The 15,787-nt window shown below is 67.5% G+C and carries 19 protein-coding genes; 13 read left to right on the plus strand and 6 right to left on the minus strand.

What is annotated here, in order from left to right; genetic code table 11:
- Positions 1 to 35: 35 nt before the first annotated feature.
- The gene (locus BLT64_RS03200) at positions 36 to 656 is read right to left on the minus strand and encodes an SAM-dependent methyltransferase (RefSeq protein ID WP_074810325.1); all 621 of its coding nucleotides are present in this window, start codon (positions 654 to 656) and stop codon (positions 36 to 38) included.
- A 12-nt stretch (positions 657 to 668) separates the two neighbouring features.
- Positions 669 to 1,586 (minus strand): NAD(P)/FAD-dependent oxidoreductase, encoded by a 918-nt coding sequence (locus BLT64_RS03205; RefSeq protein ID WP_011747742.1) that lies wholly within the window; start codon positions 1,584 to 1,586, stop codon positions 669 to 671.
- A gap of 122 nt (positions 1,587 to 1,708) precedes the next feature.
- Here BLT64_RS03205 and BLT64_RS03210 point away from each other — a divergent pair, with 122 nt between their 5' ends.
- A complete protein-coding gene (locus tag BLT64_RS03210) occupies positions 1,709 to 2,179 on the plus strand; it encodes an RrF2 family transcriptional regulator (RefSeq protein ID WP_011747741.1) in 471 nt (156 codons plus the stop codon).
- Between the two features lie 73 nt (positions 2,180 to 2,252).
- Here the strand turns inward: BLT64_RS03210 and BLT64_RS03215 are convergent, their stop codons facing one another.
- On the minus strand, positions 2,253 to 3,308 hold the full coding sequence (locus BLT64_RS03215) for a site-specific integrase (RefSeq protein ID WP_011747740.1): 1,056 nt from the start codon (positions 3,306 to 3,308) through the stop codon (positions 2,253 to 2,255).
- Between the two features lie 151 nt (positions 3,309 to 3,459).
- On the opposite strand from BLT64_RS03215, the gene dusA reads away from it, so the two are divergent.
- On the plus strand, positions 3,460 to 4,410 hold the full coding sequence (gene dusA, locus BLT64_RS03220; RefSeq protein ID WP_049792309.1) for a tRNA dihydrouridine(20/20a) synthase DusA: 951 nt from the start codon (positions 3,460 to 3,462) through the stop codon (positions 4,408 to 4,410).
- Here dusA and BLT64_RS03225 read toward each other — a convergent pair.
- Together BLT64_RS03225 and mazG are read right to left on the minus strand one after the other, a co-directional pair.
- A complete protein-coding gene (locus BLT64_RS03225; protein ID WP_011747738.1) occupies positions 4,394 to 5,299 on the minus strand; it encodes a phosphotransferase in 906 nt (301 codons plus the stop codon). The two genes, dusA and BLT64_RS03225, sit on opposite strands and share 17 nt — an antisense overlap.
- Before the next feature lie 4 nt (positions 5,300 to 5,303).
- Positions 5,304 to 6,059, minus strand: a complete 756-nt coding sequence (mazG, locus tag BLT64_RS03230) for a nucleoside triphosphate pyrophosphohydrolase (RefSeq protein WP_241663489.1) — start codon at positions 6,057 to 6,059, stop codon at positions 5,304 to 5,306.
- A 287-nt stretch (positions 6,060 to 6,346) separates the two neighbouring features.
- Between mazG and yajC the strand changes: the two genes are divergently transcribed.
- From yajC to BLT64_RS03285, 11 genes are all read left to right on the plus strand, one after another.
- A complete protein-coding gene (gene yajC, locus BLT64_RS03235) occupies positions 6,347 to 6,679 on the plus strand; it encodes a preprotein translocase subunit YajC (protein ID WP_011747736.1) in 333 nt (110 codons plus the stop codon).
- 16 nt (positions 6,680 to 6,695) lie between these two features.
- The gene (gene secD / locus BLT64_RS03240) at positions 6,696 to 8,360 is read left to right on the plus strand and encodes a protein translocase subunit SecD (protein ID WP_011747735.1); all 1,665 of its coding nucleotides are present in this window, start codon (positions 6,696 to 6,698) and stop codon (positions 8,358 to 8,360) included.
- Positions 8,361 to 8,372: 12 nt separating this feature from the next.
- A complete protein-coding gene (gene secF / locus BLT64_RS03245) occupies positions 8,373 to 9,365 on the plus strand; it encodes a protein translocase subunit SecF (protein ID WP_011747734.1) in 993 nt (330 codons plus the stop codon).
- Positions 9,365 to 9,721 (plus strand): Mth938-like domain-containing protein, encoded by a 357-nt coding sequence (locus BLT64_RS03250; RefSeq protein WP_011747733.1) that lies wholly within the window; start codon positions 9,365 to 9,367, stop codon positions 9,719 to 9,721. Before secF ends, BLT64_RS03250 begins: the two co-directional genes overlap by 1 nt.
- Complete coding sequence (gene ccmA / locus BLT64_RS03255) at positions 9,718 to 10,350, plus strand: heme ABC exporter ATP-binding protein CcmA (RefSeq protein WP_011747732.1); 633 nt, start codon at positions 9,718 to 9,720, stop codon at positions 10,348 to 10,350. The genes BLT64_RS03250 and ccmA overlap by 4 nt, the downstream gene beginning before the upstream one ends.
- Positions 10,351 to 10,360: 10 nt before the next feature.
- The gene (gene ccmB, locus BLT64_RS03260; protein WP_011747731.1) at positions 10,361 to 11,017 is read left to right on the plus strand and encodes a heme exporter protein CcmB; all 657 of its coding nucleotides are present in this window, start codon (positions 10,361 to 10,363) and stop codon (positions 11,015 to 11,017) included.
- A 52-nt stretch (positions 11,018 to 11,069) separates the two neighbouring features.
- Positions 11,070 to 11,795 carry a heme ABC transporter permease gene (locus BLT64_RS03265; RefSeq protein WP_011747730.1) on the plus strand — a complete coding sequence of 242 codons (726 nt, stop codon included), beginning with the start codon at positions 11,070 to 11,072 and terminating at the stop codon, positions 11,793 to 11,795.
- A complete protein-coding gene (ccmD, locus tag BLT64_RS03270; RefSeq protein ID WP_041529845.1) occupies positions 11,792 to 11,935 on the plus strand; it encodes a heme exporter protein CcmD in 144 nt (47 codons plus the stop codon). The genes BLT64_RS03265 and ccmD overlap by 4 nt, the downstream gene beginning before the upstream one ends.
- Before the next feature lie 13 nt (positions 11,936 to 11,948).
- Complete coding sequence (locus tag BLT64_RS03275; protein ID WP_011747729.1) at positions 11,949 to 12,467, plus strand: DsbE family thiol:disulfide interchange protein; 519 nt, start codon at positions 11,949 to 11,951, stop codon at positions 12,465 to 12,467.
- A gap of 197 nt (positions 12,468 to 12,664) precedes the next feature.
- A complete protein-coding gene (gene hisC / locus BLT64_RS03280) occupies positions 12,665 to 13,768 on the plus strand; it encodes a histidinol-phosphate transaminase (protein ID WP_074810332.1) in 1,104 nt (367 codons plus the stop codon).
- Positions 13,768 to 14,703: a prephenate/arogenate dehydrogenase family protein gene (locus tag BLT64_RS03285; RefSeq protein WP_011747727.1), complete on the plus strand. Its 936-nt coding sequence runs from the start codon at positions 13,768 to 13,770 to the stop codon at positions 14,701 to 14,703. The genes hisC and BLT64_RS03285 overlap by 1 nt, the downstream gene beginning before the upstream one ends.
- Here the strand turns inward: BLT64_RS03285 and BLT64_RS03290 are convergent.
- A complete protein-coding gene (locus tag BLT64_RS03290) occupies positions 14,700 to 15,707 on the minus strand; it encodes a DUF2125 domain-containing protein (protein ID WP_041529844.1) in 1,008 nt (335 codons plus the stop codon). The genes BLT64_RS03285 and BLT64_RS03290 overlap by 4 nt on opposite strands.
- Positions 15,708 to 15,787 lie beyond the last annotated feature (80 nt).

Below are 15,787 nucleotides of genomic sequence, written 5' to 3' on the forward strand. Positions count from 1 at the left end.
TGCAGGCCCTTGCGGACCTGCAGGGAGGTTGTAGCCTAACCCAGCCGTTCCATGAAGATCACGTTGTCCTCGACCGTTTCGCCCTGAACTTCGTCTCTGGTTCCCATGCGCGCGATGGCACAGACGCAAAGCCTCCGCCACTGACGGGGATCGAGCGCGAGCGAAGCCAGCGTCTCCTCAGCGGTGGGAAAAATCGTGCCCTCGGTTGCCTTGGATCCCGGCGGGTGCGAAGCGTGTTCAGTGATCAGAAGGTGTCCGCCGGTGGACACCGCGCCTGCCGCCCGGGCCAGCACACGCGCGCGCGGCCAGTCTCGCGGTGATTGCAGGAAGCTGGCCACGACGAGGTCGTACATGCCTTCAGGGAAGGTTTCGGCCAGATCGTGCTCTTCGAACTGGACCGTCCCGGCCAGTCCGGCGCGGCTGGCGCTATCAGCCGCATAGGCGAGCGCCACAGCAGAGACGTCCACCGCCGTCACCTGCCAGCCCTGCCGGGCCAGCCAGAGCGCGTCGTCCCCCCGGCCGCAGCCCATCTCCAGCGCACGCCCCGGCGCCAGCGGACCGGCGAACTGGGACAGAACGAGGCCGGGCTTGCCAGAGGTTTCGCCGGTCTTTTGGCGGTAGCGGTCATTCCAGAAGTCTCGTGTGGTCTGGTGCATGGCGATGCTCCTTCAGGCCGCAGCGGTCAGATCGGGATCGAAGATCAGCGAGCGATGCGCGGCGCCGCCTGCCATCACGCCCGCGGCCGCGGCGATCGTGGCATTGGGCATGGGGCTGGCAAGGTCGCCGGCGGCGAAGACGCCGGGCTGGCTGGTCGCCTGCATCGGATCGACGGCCACATAGGGGCCGGTTGGTCCGTCCTTCATGGTGCAGCCTAGCTGTGCAGCCAAATCGCAGGAGGGCGCTGTGTCCGGCGCCAGGAACAGCCCCGCCAGCGCGATCTCTCGCCCGTCATCCAGCCGCACCCCGTCAAGCGCCGGGGCGGTGCCGATCAGCGCCGCGACAGGCGTTTTCTCGACCGTGACGCCCCGGGCGGTCAGCCCCTGCCGCTGTTCCCTAGTCAGCACGAGCGCCCCTTGCGTGAAGAGCGTGGTCGGCCCCCAGTCGGGCAGCAGCATCGCCTGATGCAGCGCCGCCTCGCCGCGCGCCAGAACGCCGACCGGCCCGCCGTTCAGCTCATAGCCGTGGCAATAGGGGCAATGGAGCACTGTGGCTCCCCAGCGTTCGGACAGACCTGGCAGATCGGGCAGGCTGTCGCGCACACCGAAGGCCAGGACCAGCCGCCGCGCGGTGATGTCTCTGCCCTCTGCCAAGGCCACCCGAAATCCGTTCCCCTCGCGCGCAGCCGAGACCGCCGCGCCGTCCCTTAAGGACAGAGTAGGGTAGACCGCGAGTTCGTGTCTGAGCGCGGCGCGGATGTCCTGCGGGGGACGCCCGTCCTGCCCGGGAAACCCGTGAGAGGCGGCGGCAAAGCGGTTGCGGGGTGCGCCGGTGTCGAGAACGCAGACGCGTCTACGGGCGCGGGCAAGCTGCATCGCGGCGGCAAGTCCGGAAAAGCTGCCGCCGATGACGAGAACATCGTGATCCATGGTGGTTCCCCTTAATGTATCACTGAAAGTTACGTGATTTGGCGCGCCATTTCAAGACATGAAACTTTCATTGTTACGTGAGTGCTGCTAAGGAGCCTGAAGAGGCAAGGAAAGGAAACCCCATGGCGCGCGATCTTCGTATGTCCCGGATGCTGCACGTCTTGATCCACATGGACCGACATGTCGGGCGTGCCACTTCGGAACAGATCGCGCAGATGATCTCGACCAACGCCGTGGTGGTGCGCAGGATGATGGCGGGGCTGCGCGAGCGGGGGATCGTGTCGTCGGAAAAGGGTCATGGCGGTGGCTGGCAGCTTGCTTGCCCGCTGGCCGAGATCAGCTTGCGCGACGTCTACGAGGCGGTCGGCCACCCGCCGCTGTTCAACATTGGACCGCAGGCGGATCCGTCGCCCTGTCTGGTCGAGCAGGCGGTCGACGCGCGGCTCGATGCGACGCTGGCAGAGGCCGAGACACGGCTGCTGGCGCAATTCGCCGCGATCACGGTGGAGGAGGTCGCGCAGGATTTCGAGCGTCGTTTCGAAGAAAGCGGCCATACGGTGCCGTTCCCTTGGCATGGCGCGACGGGGGAATGATCGGTGGTGGCACTATCTGTGCCGAGATTGCAGCGATGTGAGCCGCCAGAAGTCATTTCCAGATGTGCTAAGGCTAGGCAACCCTGCTTGCCGCGAGCGCATGGAGACCCTCTGGGCGGATGTGGGTGTAGCGGCGCAGCATTTTCCAGTCCTTGTGCCCGGTGACAAGGGCAACCTGTTCAATGGTGAAGCCTGCCTCGAACAGTCGACTGGTCGCTTCGTGGCGCAGATCATGAAAATGCAAATCCTCGATGCCCAAGGTACGGCAGACCCGTCGGAATGCCGTGCCGATTGAGCGTCCGTTGTAAGGGAAGATTCTGCCGCGACTGCCCACCAGCGCACGTTGTTCTTCGATCAACGCGCAGGGGTCGAAACCAGAAACGGACAGCAGCGGGATGCGTTGGTCGTTGCCCGTCTTGCGGCGAGGGTCTTTGCGGTCCCGGATGAGCAGCATTTTGGTTCGAGGGTTGTAGTCTTCCCATCGCGCCCGAGAGATTTCATCTTGTCGCATGGCCGTCGCGATGGCGAAACGAACGACGCGCGCTACGGGGATGAACTGTCGTGGGTTGCTTTCAAGCGCCTTCAGGATCGCGTCGATCTCCTCTTCGCTCGGCCGACGATCCCGTTCGTTGCCTTTGCCCACCAGTCCGAGCCGGGTGAGCGCAATCCGAGCGAGATCGACTCCTTCGGTTGGTGCGATGATGCCGTGAACGGCGGCAGCATGCGAAAGGATCGTCTTGATGTATCCGAGGTCGATGCCAACCGTTACCGGGCCGGCCCCTTCTTTGGCGCGCTGACGACCGAACTCGACGAGCTTTTCCCGGCCGAGCTCGGCGGGTTTCAACGCCCCGAGGCGCAGTGCAAGAAAATCCAGGCTTGCGGCTTTCGACCTGCCGAGCGTTCTCCCGACGTCCGCCAGATCCGCTCTGTGAAGATCAATGAGGTCTCCGAATGTCTTGGCCGCGGCAACGCGAGTGTGTATAGGTTCCCCCCGATCGATCTTGCCCTCAACGGTCCGCGCCCAAAGCTCCGCGTCACCGCGGCGCAGGAAGGATTCACTGATGTAGTGCCCTTTACGTCTGACCTGGACTCGCCAGGAGCCCGAAGGAAGCTTTGATATGGTCGCCATTTCGTGTGCTCTATGTGTGCAGTGCGCGGTCGAAACGTGGCGAAAAGGGGCGTATTGGGTCGTAAATTAGAGTGCACACGCCGCCGCGCAATGAGTTGATACTACTGTAAAAATGACGAAATATCAAGCACATAGACTTGCTATTGCGCCTATGATGGACTGGACCGACAGCCTGTGCCGCCGCATCCACCGGCTGCTGTCGCGCCGCGCGCTGCTTTATACCGAGATGGTCACCGCTCCCGCGCTGGTTTACGGCGACAGGGCAAAGCTTCTGGATTTCGACGCGGGCGAGCATCCCGTGGCGCTGCAACTGGGCGGCTCGGACCCGGCGCAACTGGCCGAGGCGGCGCGGATCGGCGCCGACTGGGGCTATGACGAGATCAACCTGAACGTCGGCTGCCCCAGCGACCGGGTGCAGTCGGGCTGTTTCGGCGCCGTGCTGATGACCCGGCCCGAACTGGTCGCCGAATGCGTCGCGGCGATGATCGCCGCCAGTCCGGTCGAGGTCACGGTGAAATGCCGCATCGGCGTGGACGAACAGGACCCTGAGGCGGTGCTGCCCGACTTCATCGCCCGCATGCGCGAGGCGGGCGTGCGCCGCATGACCGTCCATGCCCGCAAGGCCTGGCTTCAGGGCCTGTCCCCGCGCGAGAATCGCGAGGTGCCGCCGCTGGATTATCCGCTGGTGCATCGCATGAAGCAGGCGTTCCCGGACCTGCACCTGTCGATCAACGGCGGCATCGCCTCGCTTGACGCCGTGCGCGATCATCTGGCGGCGATGGACGGCGTCATGATCGGGCGCGCGGCCTATCACCAGCCCTGGGACATGCTGGGACAGGCCGACCGGCTTTGGGGCGAGGAGCCACGCTTTGCCGATCCGCTGGAGGCGGCGCGGGCGCTGCGCGATCTGGTCGAGGCGCATCTGGCAACGGGCGGGCGGCTGCACCAGGCGACGCGGCACATGCTGGGCCTGTTCCACGGCCGGCCCGGCGCACGCGGCTGGCGGCGGCAACTCTCCGAAGGCGCGTCGCGCGCCCGCGACCGGGCCGAGGCGCTGGCGGTCTATGACGCCGCGCTGGCCGAGGTCATGGCACCGGCCTGACCGTGCCCTCCTGCACGGCCCAGTCCCGCATCGCCCGCATCAATGCCCGGCGACGCAGCGGCTGGCGCGCGCTGTCGAGATAATAGGCCAGCATCACCTCTCCGATCAGGAAGCGCAGGATCGGTGCCTGATCCGAGGCCATCAGGCCCCGCACCCCGGACAAGGCCAGCCAGTCGGGCAGGGCGATCCCGTCCCGCACCCGCTCCGCCGGCTTTTCGCGCCGGCTTTCCAGCCAGACCAGCAGCCGCGCCATGTCGCGGGCCAGCGCCATCACCGCGCTGCCCTGCATGTCGATGGCGGTCAGCCGCAGCACGCCGGGACGGGGAGTGTCGGCAAACAGGTTGTCGGGCGTCAGGTCGCCATGGCAAAGCCCGCGCTCGACCTCGGCGCCGCGCAGCAGCTCGGCTTCGGCACGCATCCGCTGCATATGGCCGGCCACCAGGTCGCGGTCGATCCAGTCGCCCGAGGCCGCGGCGATCCGCGTCCTTAGCCCGTTCAGCCAGAAGCGCGGGCCGAATCTGCCGCGGGTGCGTGTGGTGCCGGCCAGTTGACGCAGCCACGACCCCATGCGGGCGATCAGCGCGGCGCGCTGCGCATCGTCGGCCCCGGCCAGCAGTTGCGCGATGGGTTGGCCCGGTGCCGGGGCGGTGATCAGAATGCCCCGTTCGGGCAGCGCCAGCAGGGGCGGGGCGACGGCATCGAGATCCTGGCCCAGCACCTCAGCCGCCTGTCGCAGCCTCGCCTGGGCCTGCGCCACGCTGGCCGCAGGATCGGTGCCGCAGAATTGCTTGAGCCAGGCCGTGCGGCCATCCAGCCGGACCTGCATGACCAGCCGGTCGGGCCGGTCGCGCACCAGGCGCAGCGGCTTGATCCCTGGCAGGGCGGCCAAGGGATCAGGCGCGTTCGGCAGCCTTGGCCTCGTTCCACAAGGCGTCCATCTCGGCCAGGTCGCTGTCCTCGGGGCGGCGGCCTTGGGCGGCCAGCGCGGCTTCGATCGAGCGGAAGCGGCGGGTGAACTTGGCATTGGCCAGCCGCAGCGCCTCTTCCGGGTCGATCTCCAGATGCCGGGCCAGATTCGCCATCACGAACATCAGGTCGCCGAATTCCTCGGTCAAATGCGCGTGATCGGCGCTCTCCCTGGCCTCGGCCAGTTCGCGGGTTTCCTCGACGATCTTGTCCAGCACCTCGGCGGGGCCGGGCCAGTCGAAGCCGACGCGGGCGGCACGGTTCTGCAGCTTGACCGCGCGGGTCAGCGCCGGCAGGCCAAGCGCCACCCCGTCCAGCACGCCCTTTTCGGCCTTGGCGGCGCGTTCCCTGGCCTTGATCGCCTCCCAGTCCCTGATCTGCTGGGCGGCCGACTTGTCGCGGGATTCGTCGCCGAAGATATGCGGGTGGCGGTCGATCATCTTGTCCGAGATGCTGGCCACCACGTCGGCGAAATCGAACATGCCCGCTTCTTCGGCCATTTGCGCGTGAAAGACCACCTGAAGCAGCAGGTCGCCCAATTCGCCGGGCAATTCGTCCCAAGCCTCGCGCACGATGGCATCGGCGACCTCATGCGCCTCTTCGATGGTATAGGGCGCGATCGAGGCGAAGTCCTGCTCGATATCCCAGGGGCAGCCGCTTTGCGGGTCGCGCAGCGCGGCCATGATGGCCAGCAGCCGGCGGATGCCGGTGCGGTCCGCCGCATTGCGGGCCAGTGCGGGATGGTCCGGCGCGGGGTGGGTCGGCTTGTCCTTAGCCATCGTGATCCCCCTTGATAGGCTTGGCCCGCATTGACCTGCCACATGCGCGGCCCCATGTCCACGGCGCGCCCATGTCGCGTTACGCCCCGCGCGCGGTCCGGGCTTTCTTGCCATCGGTCCGAGCCGCGGATAGGGTGCGCGCCAATTCCGCCGGGGGACCGCCCGGAGACGACAGCACAGGGATAGACTTAATGCTCGTGACCCCCGCCTATGCCCAGGCCGCCGGAGGCGCTTCCGGTGCCGCAGGACTCGCCTCGTTCCTGCCGCTCATCCTGATCTTCGTCATCATGTATTTCCTGATGATCCGCCCGCAGCAGAAGCGCATGAAGGAACATCGCGCCATGGTCGAGGCGCTGAAGAAGGGCGACGAGGTCATCACCCAGGGCGGGCTGATCGGCAAGGTCACCTCGGTGCGCGAGGGCGAGCTGGAGGTCGAGATCGCCCCCGGCGTCAAGGTCCGCGTGATCCGCTCGACCGTGACCGGGCTCGTGAACCGCACCCAACCCGCCGCCGCCAACAGCTGAAGGCCGCATTCCCGCCATGCTGGACATCCCGTTCTGGAAGCGTCTGCTGATCCTGGGCCTTGTCGCCCTGGGCCTGCTTTATGCCACGCCGAACCTGTTCTATACCAAGGTCGAGCAGCATAACGACGCCATCACCGCCGCCGAACGCAACGGTTTCGAAACCCCCGAGGAGGCCGCGGCCCGCGCCGGCTGGCCGAACTGGCTGCCTTCGGGGCTGGTCAACCTGGGCCTCGACCTGCGCGGCGGCGCCCATCTTCTGGGCGAGGTGCATGTCCAGGATGTCTACAAGGCGCGCATGGATTCGCTCTGGCCGGAACTGCGCGACGCGCTGGTGGCGCAGCGCGAGGTGGTGGGCGCCGTCCGCCGCGTCCAGGCGCCCGAGGGCCAGCTTGCGGTCGAGATCGGCAATCCCGAACAAATGGCCAAGGCGGTCGAGATCGCCCGCGGCCTTGCCACCCCGGTCGCCTCGCTGACCGGCGCGGGGCAGAGCGATCTTGCGATCTCGGCCAGCGGCAACCGGCTCAACGTGCAGCTTTCGGATGCGGAAAAGGCCGCGACCGATGATCGCACCGTGCAGCAGTCGCTGGAGATCATCCGCCGCCGCATCGACGAGGTCGGCACGCGCGAACCCACGATCATGCGCCAGGGCAAGGATCGCATCCTGATCCAGGTGCCCGGCATCGGCTCGGCCGAAGAACTCAAGGAGCTGATCGGCACCACGGCGAAGCTGACCTTCAACCCGGTGGTCAGCCGCATCGCCGACGCCAATGCCCGCCCGGGGCCCGGCAACGTGCTGCTGCCCTCGATGGACGAGCCCGGCGTCTATTACGTCATCGAGGAAAGCCCGGTCGTCACCGGCGAGGACCTGACCGACGCCCGGCCCAGCTTCGACCAGAACGGCGCGCCGGCGGTCGACTTCCGCTTTGGCCCGTCGGGCGCCAAGCGGTTCGGGGCCTATACCTCGTCCAATATCGGCCAGCCCTTCGCCATCGTGCTGGACAACCAGGTGATCTCGGCTCCGGTGATCCGGCAGGCGATCACCACCGGCTCGGGGCAGATCTCGGGCGCGATGAATGTCGACGAATCCACCCGGCTTGCCGTGCTGCTGCGCGCGGGCGCGCTGCCGGCCGAGATGACCTTCCTGGAAGAGCGCACCATCGGCCCCGAACTTGGCCAGGATTCGATCGATGCGGGCCGGCTCTCGTCGATCATCGCCACGGTCGCCGTGGTGGCCTATATGGTCGCGAGCTATGGGCTTTTCGGCGTCTTCGCCTCGATCGCGGTGATCGTCAACGTCATCCTGATCCTGTCGGTCATGTCGATGATGGGGGCGACGCTGACCCTGCCGGGCATCGCCGGCATCGTGCTGACCGTCGGCACGGCGGTCGATGCCAACGTCATCATCTATGAGCGCATCCGCGAGGAATTGCGCGCCGGCAAGCGCATCGTGAAGGCTATCGACGACGGCTTCGGCGAGGCGATGAGCGCGATCATCGACGCCAACGTCACCAGCTTCATCGCGGCTGCGGTGATGTTCTTCCTGGGCTCGGGCCCGGTCAAGGGCTTTGCGGTCACGCTGACCATCGGCCTGGTCACATCGGTCTTCACCGCGATCTACCTGACGCGGCTGATGATCGTGTTCTGGCTGGAATGGCGCAAGCCCAAAGAACTGATCTTGTAAGGGAACAGAACCATGGCATTTCGTCTGAAACTCGTTCCCGACAACACATCCTTCAACTTCTTCCGCTGGCAGTGGCTGACTTTCGGCGTCTCGGCCGCGGCCATGGTCGGCTCGGTCCTTGTCCTGCTGGTGATGGGGCTGAACTTCGGCATCGACTTCAAGGGCGGCACCACCATCCGCACCGAAAGCCCGACGGCCTTCGAGGTCGGCGAATACCGGCAGGCGATGAGCGATCTGGACCTGGGCGACGTCTCGATCACCGAGGTATTCGACCCCAGCTTCGGCGAGACCAAGCATGTCGCGATGATCCGCATCGGCACCACGGACGAGACCGGCTCGGTCACGCCCGCACAGCTGAACGAGATCGAGGCAGCGCTGAAGACCGTCGACCCGCAGGTGGCCTTCGCTGCGGTGGAATCGGTCGGTCCCAAGGTCTCGGGCGAGCTGATCAAGACCGCCCTTTACGCCGTGGGCGCGGCGACCATCGGCATCATGTTCTACATCTGGCTGCGCTTCGAATGGCAGTTCGCGCTGGGGGCGGTGATCTCGCTGATCCATGACGTGCTGCTGACGGTCGGGCTGTTCTCGCTGTTCCAGCTGCGCTTCGACCTGACCACCATCGCGGCGCTGCTGACGACGCTGGGCTTTTCGTGCAACGATACGGTCGTGGTCTTCGACCGGCTGCGCGAGAACCTGATCAAGTACAAGACGCGGCCGCTGCTCGACCTGATGAACCTGACCTGCAACGAGACGCTGTCGCGCACGATCATGACGGCCGTCACTACCGGCATCGCCCTGACCGCGATGCTGATCTTTGGCGGCGACGTGATCCGCGACTTCGTCATCGCCATGCTTTGGGGCGTGATCGTCGGCTGCTATTCGACGATCTATGTCGCCAAGAACATCGTGCTGTGGCTGGGCGTCAAGCGCGACTGGTCCAAGCCCGGTCCCAGCGAAAAGGCACCGGGCGAGGACATTCCCGCCGCCTTCCGGGACGCGCCCTGATGCCGACGATGCTGCCGACGGAATTTGCGGGGGCCGTGCCGGTGGACGGCTACGGCCCCGGCTTCTTTCGCGTCGGCGGCGTGGTGCATCATGGTGCGGTGATCGTCACCGCCGAGGGCGTGCAGCCCTGGGGCGGGCTCGAGGATCGCGCCGCCTTGCTGGCGCTGGCCGGCCGGGTGGATGTGCTGTTCCTGGGCATGGGGGCGGATATCGCCTTTCCTCCGCGCGCGCTGACCGCCGCGCTGGAGGAAGCCGGGGTGATGGTCGAGCCGATGAACTCGCCCTCGGCCGCGCGCAGCTACAACGTCACGCTGTCCGAAGGCCGGCGCGTGGCCTGTGCGCTGGTCCCGCTATGAACCTGCTTGCCGTCCGCGACCTGGCCGTGGCGCGGGGCGGGCTGCGTGCCGTCGAAGGCGTCTGCTTCAACCTGAACGCCGGCGGCGCGCTGGTGCTGCGCGGGCCGAACGGCATCGGCAAGACGACGCTTCTGCGCACCCTGGCAGGGTTGCAGCCGCTGGTCTCGGGCGTGATCGAGGCAGCACCTGATGCCATCGCCTATGCCGGCCATTCCGACGGGCTGAAACCGGCGCTGACCGTGACCGAGAACCTGCGCTTCTGGGCCGAGATCTTCGGCGGCCGGAATATCGACGCCGCGCTTGAGGCGATGAACCTGCGCGATCTGGCCAACCGTCCGGCCCATGCGCTTTCCGCCGGGCAGAAGCGGCGGCTGGGGCTGGCGCGGCTGATGGTGACGGGCCGCCCGGTCTGGCTGCTCGACGAGCCGACGGTATCGCTCGACCGCGATTCGGTGGCGCTGTTCGCCGCCATGCTGCGCGCCCATCTGGGCCGGGGCGGGGCGGCGGTGATCGCCACCCATATCGACCTGGGCCTGCCCGAGGCCGAGATCCTTGAGCTTGGCCCCTTCCGCGCCAGCGAGCTGCGCCGGCAATCGCGGCCGGCCGGCTTCAACGAGGCATTTGGATGAGGATGGGCGGATGAAGGCGCTGCTGATCCGCGACCTGCGGCTGGCCACGCGCGCGGGCGGGGGCTTCGGCCTTGCGCTGGCGTTTTTCCTGATCGTCTGCACGCTGGTTCCCTTTGGCGTCGGGCCCGAGGGCGGCACGCTCTCGCGCATCGCGCCGGGCATCCTGTGGGTGGGGGCGCTGCTATCGTGTCTCTTGTCCCTCGACCGCATCTTCGCGCTGGATTTCGAGGATGGCAGCCTGGACCTGCTGGCCACGGCGCCCCTGCCGCTGGAGGGCGCGGTGGCGATCAAGGCGCTGGCGCATTGGCTGGTGACCGGCCTGCCGCTGGCGCTGTCGGCGCCGGTCTTCGGCCTGCTTCTGCACTTGCCGGGACCGGCCTATCCCTGGCTCGTGGCCTCGCTGCTCTTGGGCACGCCCGCGCTGTCGATGCTGGGCGCCTTTGGCGCCGCGGTGACGGTGGGGCTGCGCCGCGGCGGGCTGCTGCTGTCGCTGCTGGTGCTGCCGCTTTACGTGCCGACGCTGATCTTCGGGGCCGAGGCGGTGCGACGGGGTGCCGCAGGGGCCGATCCGATGACGGCTTTGGTCTTCCTGGCGGCGATCACGCTGGCCACATTGGCGCTGGCGCCCTTCGCCGCAGCCGCAGCGCTGCGCGTCAATCTGCGGTGAATGCGACCACTGGCCACTTGAGCGGGCGGCGTGCCCGATTTAGGAAGCAAACATGTCGATCTGGGAATATGCCAACCCCGTCAAGTTCATGCGCACCTCGGGTGCCATCCTGCCATGGGTGGTGGCCGGGGCGGCCGCCTGCACCGTCACGGGGCTGGTCTGGGGGTTCCTGACCCCCGAGGACTACAAGCAAGGCGCGACGGTCAAGATCATCTTCCTGCATGTGCCCGCCGCGCTGATGGCGATCAACATCTGGCTGATGATGCTGGTCACCTCGCTGATCTGGCTGATCCGGCGCCACCATGTCAGCGCGCTGGCCGCCAAGGCCGCGGCGCCGGTGGGTGCGGTGATGACGCTGATCGCGCTGATCACCGGGGCGATCTGGGGCCAGCCGATGTGGGGAACGTGGTGGGAATGGGATCCGCGCCTGACCTCGTTCCTGATCCTGTTCCTGTTCTATCTGGGCTACATGGCGCTGTGGGAGGCGGTCGAGAACCCGGACAGCGCCGCCGACCTGACCGGGGTGCTGTGCCTCGTCGGCTCGGTCTTCGCGCTTCTGTCGCGCTATGCGGTGAATTTCTGGAACCAAGGGCTGCACCAGGGGGCCTCGCTGTCGATGGCGCCAGGCGAGCGCATGGCGGCGGTCTATCGCTATCCGCTCTACCTGACCATGGCGGGATTCTTCCTGCTGTTCCTGGCGCTTTTGCTGATCCGCACCCGGACCGAGATCCGCCGCCGCCGTCTGGCCGCATTGCTGGCAAGGGAGAACCGCGCATGACCGAACTTGGCAAATATGCCGGAACCGTCCTGGCCGCCTATGGCGCGAGCCTGGTGCTGCTGATCGGCATCGTCGTCCAGACCGTGCTGGCCAATGCCCGCGCCCGCCGCGAATTGCAGGAGCATGAGCGCCGTGGCTAGGTTCTCGCCCATGATGCTGCTGCCGGTAGCGATCTTTGCCGGTTTCGCCGGGCTGTCCGGCTGGGCGCTGTTGCGCGACGATCCCGACGCGCTGCCCTCGGCCATGATCGGGCGCGAGGCACCCTCGGTCGGCGAGGCCACGCTGCCGGGCAAGGTGCAACTGACCGACGAGATGCTGCGCCAGCCGGGCGTGAAGCTGGTGAACTTCTGGGCCAGCTGGTGCCCGCCCTGCCGCGCCGAACATCCGACCCTGACCGAGCTTTCGGCCCGGCTGCCGGTCTATGGCGTGGACCTGAAGGATCCCGAGGGCGCGGCGCTGGGGTTCCTGTCCGAGCATGGCGATCCGTTCCATGCGCTGGCCGCCGATCCACGCGGGCGGGTGGCGATCGACTGGGGCGTGACCGCACCGCCCGAGACCTTCATCATCGACGGTTCGGGCCGCATCCTCCATCGCCATGCCGGTCCGCTGGTGCGCGAGGACTACACGAACCGCTTCCTGCCCGAGCTGGAAAAGGCGCTGGCAGCCGAGTGATGGCGGTGCCGGGCTGGCTGCGGCCTTGCTTGAGTATTTGAGGAACGAAGAAGCCGTGCGGAAGACCGGCGGCCTGCGCGCGTCGCCTGCACCGTCGCAGGGGTATTTGGGAAACGGTGAAAGCCGGCGGGGGCGCGCGAAGGCTTTCCAAGCCTTGCTGCGGGCGCTAAGACGGCCGGGCTTGCAAGAGGGCCGCCATGTCGCAGAACCAGACGACCATCGCTCCGCAACCCGGTATCATGGAGATCTCGCTTTACGAAGGCGGGGCCTCGAAGGTGGCCGGGGTCGAGAACGTCGTGAAGCTTTCCTCGAACGAGAACCCCTTCGGGCCTTCGGACAAGGCGCGCGAGGCGGTGATCCGTGCCGCCCATGGCCTGCATCGCTATCCCAATACCGACCATGCCGGGCTGCGCGGCGCCATCGGCGAGGTGCATGGGCTTGATCCCGACCGCATCATTTGCGGCGTGGGTTCGGACGAGATCATCCATTTCCTCTGCCAGGCCTATGCCGGGCCGGGGACCGAGGTGCTGTTCACCGAGCATGGTTTCCTGATGTATCGCATCTCGGCCCATGCCGCGGGCGCGATCCCTGTGCAGGTGGCCGAGCGCGACCGGGTGACCGATATCGACGCGCTGATCGCGGGGGCGACCCCGCGCACCCGGCTGATCTTCGTCGCCAATCCGAACAATCCGACCGGCACCATGGTCGGCCTGCCCGAGCTGGAGCGGCTGGCCCGCGCCGTGCCGCAGGCGATCCTGGTGGTCGATGCGGCCTATGCCGAATATGTCGGGGATTACGACGGCGGCGCCGAGCTGGCGACGCGGCTGCCCAATGTGTTCATGACCCGGACGTTCTCTAAGATCTACGGGCTGGGCGGGCTGCGGGTCGGCTGGGGCTACGGGCCGCGCGAGATCGTCGATGTCCTGAACCGCATCCGCGGGCCCTTCAACCTGTCCAACGTCGCGCTGGAGGGGGCCGAGGCCGCCATGCGCGACCGCGAGCATATCGCCCGCTGCCAGGCCGAGAATGCGAGGATGCGCGCCTGGCTGGCCGAAGCCCTGGCCGAGAAGGGCGTGCCCTCGGATACTTCCTGCGCGAACTTCATCCTGGCGCGCTTTGCCGATGCCGAGACCGCGGGGGCCTGCGACGAGTATCTCAAGACCCAGGGGCTGATCGTGCGCCGTGTCGCCGGCTACGGCCTGCCGCATTGCCTGCGCATCACCATCGGCGACGAGGCCTCGTGCCGGCGCGTGGCCCATGTCATCGGCCAGTACATGGCCGAGCGCGCGGAGAGCCGCTGATGGCCGTGATCTATGAGCGCGTCGCCCTGATCGGGCTGGGGTTGATCGCCGGTTCGATGTCGCTGGCCATGCGCGAGGCGGGGCTGGCGGACGAGGTGATCGGCCATGCCCGCAGCCCCGAGACCCGCGCGGCCGCGCGCGAGATCGGACTGGTCGACGGCGTCGCCGAGACCGCCGCCGAAGCGGTCGAGGGCGCCGATCTGGTGGTGCTGGCGGTGCCTGTCGGCGCCATGGGTGCGGTCGCGGCCGAGATCGCGCCGCATCTGAAGCCGGGCGCGACCGTGACCGACGTGGGCTCGGTCAAGCAGGCGGTGATCGAGGCGGTGGCGCCGCACATGCCCCCGGGCGTGCATTTCGTCCCCGGCCACCCGCTGGCGGGGACCGAGCATTCGGGTCCGCACTCGGGATTTGCCGCGCTGTTTCGCAATCGCTGGTGGCTGCTGACCCCGGTCGAGGGCAGCGATCCGGCGGCTGTCGAGCGGCTGTCGGTGCTGATCCGCGCCATGGGTGCCAATGTCGAGCGGATGGATGCGGCGCATCACGACCTGGTGCTGGCGGTGACCAGTCATACGCCGCACCTGATCGCCTATACCATGGTGGGCGTGGCCGATCACCTCAAGCGGGTGACGGAAAGCGAGGTCATCAAATATTCCGCCGCGGGCTTTCGGGACTTCACCCGCATCGCCGCCTCGGACCCGACCATGTGGCGCGACGTGTTCTTGCAGAACAAGGAGGCGGTGCTGGATATCCTGGGCCGCTTTACCGAGGAGCTTTTCGTGCTGCAGCGCGCGATCCGCATGGGCGACGGCGCGCATCTGCACGATTACTTCACCCGCACCCGTGCGATCCGCCGCGGCATCATCGAGGCCGGGCAGGATACCGCAGCACCGGATTTCGGCCGCAGCCTGACGGCGGGCGAGGTCGCCAAGCCCTAGCGGCGCGGGAAGGCCGGGGCCGGACCCAACACCACCGGGCCAAGGCTCGTCTTGCCGTCGGCGAAGCTCAGCGGCAGGCGCAGCTCGCCCTCGGCAGGGGGCGGAAAGCTGAAGCCCGCATTCTCGGGCAGCGGCAGGTCCGAGATGTTCTTCAGCATCGTCCCGGCGAGCGTCACCACCTTGGGCGGGATCAGCCCGGCCGTGGCCGCGGCCTGCAAGAGCGGTTTCGCATCCCGGGTGTAAAGCACGACCCGGCCCTGGGCGCGGCCCTGCGTATCCGCCTCGACCCGGCCGAGGATGCGTGCCTGCACCGCGCCCAGGCGCAATTCGGCATCGTCAAGCTGCAACCCGACCGGCAGCGGTGCCAGATCGGGCGTAAGCGTCGAGGGCCGGGGCAGGGCGTCCAGCCAGACCCGGCCGGTGGCGTTCATGCTCAGCCGGCCCGGCAGGGGCAGGGTCGCGAACAGGCCGGGCTCCAGATCGTCGAGGGTGAGGTCCAGGTCGTAGGCCGCGGCCGCATCGGGCGGCGCATTCGCGTCCAGCGCCGCCAGTTCCGCATCGGCTTGCAGCCCTTTTGCCAGTTCTGTCCCCTCAATCGTCAACACGCCGGCACTGATCCCGGCAGAGGCCATGCCCAGCCCGTTCAGCGGCTGAACGCGCAGCCGGGCGGTGGCATCGGCAAGCCCGAGTTCCAAGGGGCCGGAGCCGGGGTCCAGCACCGCGCGGGGCGGTAGGGCCAGCCGCAGCGTGGTCGGGCGCAAGGGGGTCAGCCAAAGCTCGGCCTGCGGCAGCTCGATCCGGCCGGCCCCGGTCTGCAATTCCAGCGCCGAAACCCGCACCCCGATCCGCCGAGGGTCGCGCAATTCCTGCGCCGCACCCAGGGCCGCCATGGGCTCCTGGGCCGCGATCCGGCGCAGTTGCTGCGCCAGCAGGCTTTCGCCGCCCAGCCAGAGCCCGCCCAGGATCAGGGCAAGAACGATCAAAGGGGCAAGCAATCGGCGCATCCTGTCCTCGTGGTTTTCATGGCGTCTTGGAACGCCGGCCATGCTGTCCTAAGTTTTTCCTGACCGGATTATCTAGGGCG

This window comes from Paracoccus denitrificans (genome assembly GCF_900100045.1).
Classification (GTDB): Bacteria; Pseudomonadota; Alphaproteobacteria; order Rhodobacterales; family Rhodobacteraceae; genus Paracoccus; species Paracoccus denitrificans.